General features: G+C 75.5%; 4 protein-coding genes. 1 reads left to right on the top strand and 3 read right to left on the bottom strand.

Annotation, left to right across the window (positions count from 1 at the left end; translation table 11 throughout):
- Nucleotides 1–852: hypothetical protein (locus NWP09_RS12195; protein WP_258275772.1), on the top strand; the 852-nt coding region annotated here is incomplete at its 5' end.
- Here NWP09_RS12195 and NWP09_RS12190 read toward each other — a convergent pair.
- The 3 genes from NWP09_RS12190 to NWP09_RS12180 form a co-directional block, all read right to left on the bottom strand.
- Complete coding sequence (locus NWP09_RS12190; protein WP_258275771.1) at nt 853–2397, bottom strand: sodium:alanine symporter family protein; 1545 nt, start codon at nt 2395–2397, stop codon at nt 853–855.
- Nucleotides 2398–2459: 62 nt separating this feature from the next.
- On the bottom strand, nt 2460–3278 hold the full coding sequence (locus tag NWP09_RS12185; RefSeq protein WP_258275770.1) for a thioesterase family protein: 819 nt from the start codon (nt 3276–3278) through the stop codon (nt 2460–2462).
- A gap of 47 nt (nt 3279–3325) precedes the next feature.
- Nucleotides 3326–3777 (bottom strand): hypothetical protein (locus tag NWP09_RS12180; protein ID WP_258275769.1); only part of this gene is annotated, 452 nt, incomplete at its 5' end.

Genomic DNA, 3777 nt, shown 5'->3' with positions numbered 1-3777 from the left:
CTCGTCGGCGCCGCGCTCGCGCTCGGCGCCTGCGCGGCGGGCGGCGAGGCGCCCCGGGCCCCGACCCCGTCGGCCGAGCCGGCGGCGGATGCGCGGGTGCTGCTCGAGATCGTGCAGCTGCGCGGCGACGTCACGAGCGGGCACATCGAGCTGCGGGTCACGAACGAGGGCGACGAGCTGCTCGAGGTGACGCGCGCGGTCTACGAGTCGACGCGCTGGAGCGCGCCGATGGTGCGCGACGACGACGCGCGGATCCCGGCGGGCGCGCGCCGGAACCTGCGCCTGCAGCTGCCGCGGGCCGTGTGCGGCGCGGGGCCGCTCGAGCACCGCGCGGTCGTCGAGCTCGCCGACGGGCGCCGCCTCGAGGGGGCGCCCGAGGATCCGCTCGGGCAGCTCGAGCGCCTCGACGACGCCGAGTGCGACCTGCGCGCGTTCGAGCGCGACGTCGCCGCCGTCGCGTGGCTCGAGCCGGCGATCCCGGCGGACGGCTCCGGTCCCGCGGTCGTGCGGCTCGAGCTCGCGCCGGTCGCGCGGGCCCAGGGGGAGGCGGGCACGATCGCCGCGGTCGACGCGACGGCCCTGCTCGCGCCGCTCGACGCATCCGGCACCCGCACCGAGTCGCTGCCCGTCGGCGCGGCCCTCGAGCCGGGCGCGCCGCCGAGCGTGGTCGAGGTGCCGCTCGTGCCCGGGCGCTGCGACCTGCACGCGGTCGCCGAGGACAAGCAGGGCACGCTCTTCCGCATCCGCGCGACGCGCGGCGGCGAGCCGGTCGACCTGCTGCTGCCGAGCCCCGACGCGCAGCGCGACGCGCTGCTCGACTGGGTCGTGGCGCGGTGCGCCGTGCTCGGCTGATCAGTCGCGCGCGCGGCTCGAGGGCTCCGGCTCGCCCGTGTCGCCCGCGCGGTCGCGCGTCGCGCGCAGGTCGATGCGCGAGGTGCCCACCTCGTCGCCCGCCTTCCACTCGTCCCAGCCCGGCTGGCCCGCCATGAACGCCTCGACCTCGTCGCGCGTCGCCTCGAGGCGCGGGTCGTGCCGCAGGTAGTGGCGCGTCTCGCGCGCGACGAGCCCCGACAGCAGCAGCAGGCCGATGAGGTTCGGGAGCGCCATGAGGCCGTTCGCGATGTCGGAGAAGGTCCAGACGAGCTCGAGCTCGACCGTGCAGCCGATGAGCACCACGAGCGAGAAGAGCACGCGGAACGGCATGACGAGGCGGCGCCCGAAGAGCCGCTCGACGTTGCGCTCGCCGTAGTACGACCAGCCGAGGATCGTCGAGTACGCGAACATCACGAGCCCGATCGTGACGAGCCAGTGGCCCCACTCGCCCGGGAGCCCCGAGCTGAAGGCCTCGCCCGTCATGAGCGCGGCGCTGATCTGCTCGCCGGCCTCGTCGACGTCGTCCCACACCCCGGTCACGATGATCGTGAGCCCGGTGATGCTCACGACGATGAGCGTGTCGATGAAGGTCTGGGTCATCGAGACGAGGCCCTGCCGCACCGGGTGGGTCGTGCGGGCGGCGGCCGCCGCGATCGCCGCCGACCCGAGCCCCGACTCGTTCGAGAACAGGCCGCGCGCGACGCCCATCTGCACGGCGACGATGATCGCCGAGCCCGCGAAGCCGCCGACCGCGGCCGTGCCCGTGAACGCATCCGTCAGCACCTCGGCGAGCGCGGCGGGCAGCGCGGTGACGTTCGCGGCGAGGATGTACAGGCCGCCGAGCACGTAGAAGACGATCATGATCGGCACGAAGGCGGCCGTCACGCGGCCGATCGACTTGATGCCGCCGACGAGCACGACGAGCGTGAGGCCCGCGAGCACGATCCCGGTGACCCACGTCGGCACGCCCCAGCTGAACTCGACGTTCGAGGCGATCGAGTTGCCCTGCGTCATGTTGCCGATGCCGAAGCACGCGATGACGGTGAAGATCGCGAACGAGACCGCGAGCACCTCGCCGAGCCTGCCGCGGATGCCGCGGCGCAGGTAGTGCTGCGGGCCGCCGGACTTCTCGCCCGCCTCGTCGGTCGTCCGGAAGCGCACGGCGAGGTAGGCCTCGGTGTACTTCGACGCCATGCCGACGAGGCCCGTGACCCACATCCAGAACAGCGCGCCCGGGCCGCCGATGCCGATCGCGGTCGCGACGCCGACGATGTTGCCGGTGCCGACCGTCGCGGCGAGCGCCGTCGTGAGCGCCTGGAACTGCGAGATGTCGCCCTCCGCGCCGTCGTCGCTGCGGCGCAGCAGCCCGAGCCGCAGGCCCGCGCCGAGCTTCAAGAACTGCAGGCCGCCGAGCCGGATCGTGAGGTAGAGGCCGGTGCCCACGAGCAGCGGGATGAGCAGCCACGGGCCCCAGATGATGCCGCTGATGGCGTCGAGGATGGCTTGCAGCGGCGTCAGGTCCATGGTCTCTTCTCGGTCTCGTCGTGCTCGGGCCCGGATCCGTCGCGCGGCATCCGCGAGCGACCCTACCGGGACGGCGGCGTCGCTCCCGCATCCGCGAGCGGCCGGACCGTGAGCGTCTGCGCCGCGTCGCCGACGTGGCCGAGCGCGTCGTGCAGCGCGGTGCGGGTCGTGCCCTGCCCGCTCGGCCCGAAGACGACGGTCGTGTCGAACCCCACCCACGGCCCCTCGGGCTGGCGGTGCAGGTGGATCGTCAGATCGAGGTTGGGGAACATCCACGCGTCGGGCCGCTCGCGCACGGCGATGCCGTTCGCGCCGTCCACGAGCCCGATCCAGCGGGCGAGCGGGCTCACGGCCTCGCCCGAGACGAGCGGATGCGCGGTGCGCTGCCACGCTCGGTTCCGGCCGGGCACGCCGTCGCCCGCCACGCGCAGCTCGACCGACCGCACGTAGCCGCCGCCCCACTCGGCGGCGAACGCGGCGGGCTGCATCGCCTCGGGCGCAGCGAGCGGCGCAGCCTCGCCGCCGGCGACGCGCGCGGTGTCGACGGGCACGCTGTGCCACGCGCGGGCGACGGCGACGTCGCGGCCGGCGATGGCCGCGGTGGCCTCGGTGAGCTCGATCGTCCGGCCCGGTCGCCGGGTCGCGACCCGGATCGCGACGTCGTCGAACGCGAGCAGGCCCAGGATGTCGAAGACGATGCGGCCGAGCAGCAGGGGAGGGGCGCCCGCGGCGGCGCGGTGCCGCTCGATCGCGTGCGCGAGGAGGCCGCCGAGGGGCGCGAAGTGGATCTCGCCGTCCTGCCACGCGCCTCCGGCGAGCTCGCTCGGCCGGTAGCGGCCGTCGCCGAGCGCGGTGAAGTAGGGATGCGCGGTGGAGGGCATGCGACGACGGTAGCCGCTCGCGCGCGCCGGCCCGGGGAGCGTCGCCGCTACGCGCCCTCGGGCGGGTGCAGCAGCAGGTCGGCGAGGTCGTCGAGGTAGCGCTCGAGCGGCACCGGGGCGTCGGCGCCCCAGCGCACGAGGGCCCGGCCCTCGCGCACGGTGAGCGGCCCAGCCGCGCCGATGAGCGCCTCGTCGAGCGGGATGGGCGAGACGCCGTGGTTCACCGTCTCGCCGAGGGGGAAGCCGCCGTGGAGGGCCGCGGCCCGGTAGGCGCGGCGCTGCTCGACGGACGCCGAGTGGAACTGCGGACGGCCGGGCTCGGTCACGCGCGTCGAGATGCCCGTGCGCCACACGGAGCCGTCGCGCTCGAGCAGGAGCGCGCCGAGCCGCCACGCGCGCCCGAGCGGCCGCATGGTCGGCCGGCGGGCGATGCCGAGCAGCGGCTTCGGCACGACGTGCTCGGCGAGCGCCTCGTCGCGCGCGCGGGCCTCGGCGAGGC

Source organism: Agrococcus sp. HG114, from assembly GCF_024723325.1.
In the GTDB taxonomy this organism is placed as follows: domain Bacteria; phylum Actinomycetota; class Actinomycetes; order Actinomycetales; family Microbacteriaceae; genus Agrococcus.
This window is presented reverse-complemented; position numbering and strand designations above follow the sequence as displayed.

What these genes read in the sequence shown, in the direction of transcription:
- NWP09_RS12190 (WP_258275771.1), bottom strand. Translation starts at nt 2,397, where the DNA reads ATGGACCTGACGCCGCTGCAAGCCATCCTCGACGCCATCAGCGGCATC.
- NWP09_RS12185 (WP_258275770.1), bottom strand. Translation starts at nt 3,278, where the DNA reads ATGCCCTCCACCGCGCATCCCTACTTCACCGCGCTCGGCGACGGCCGC.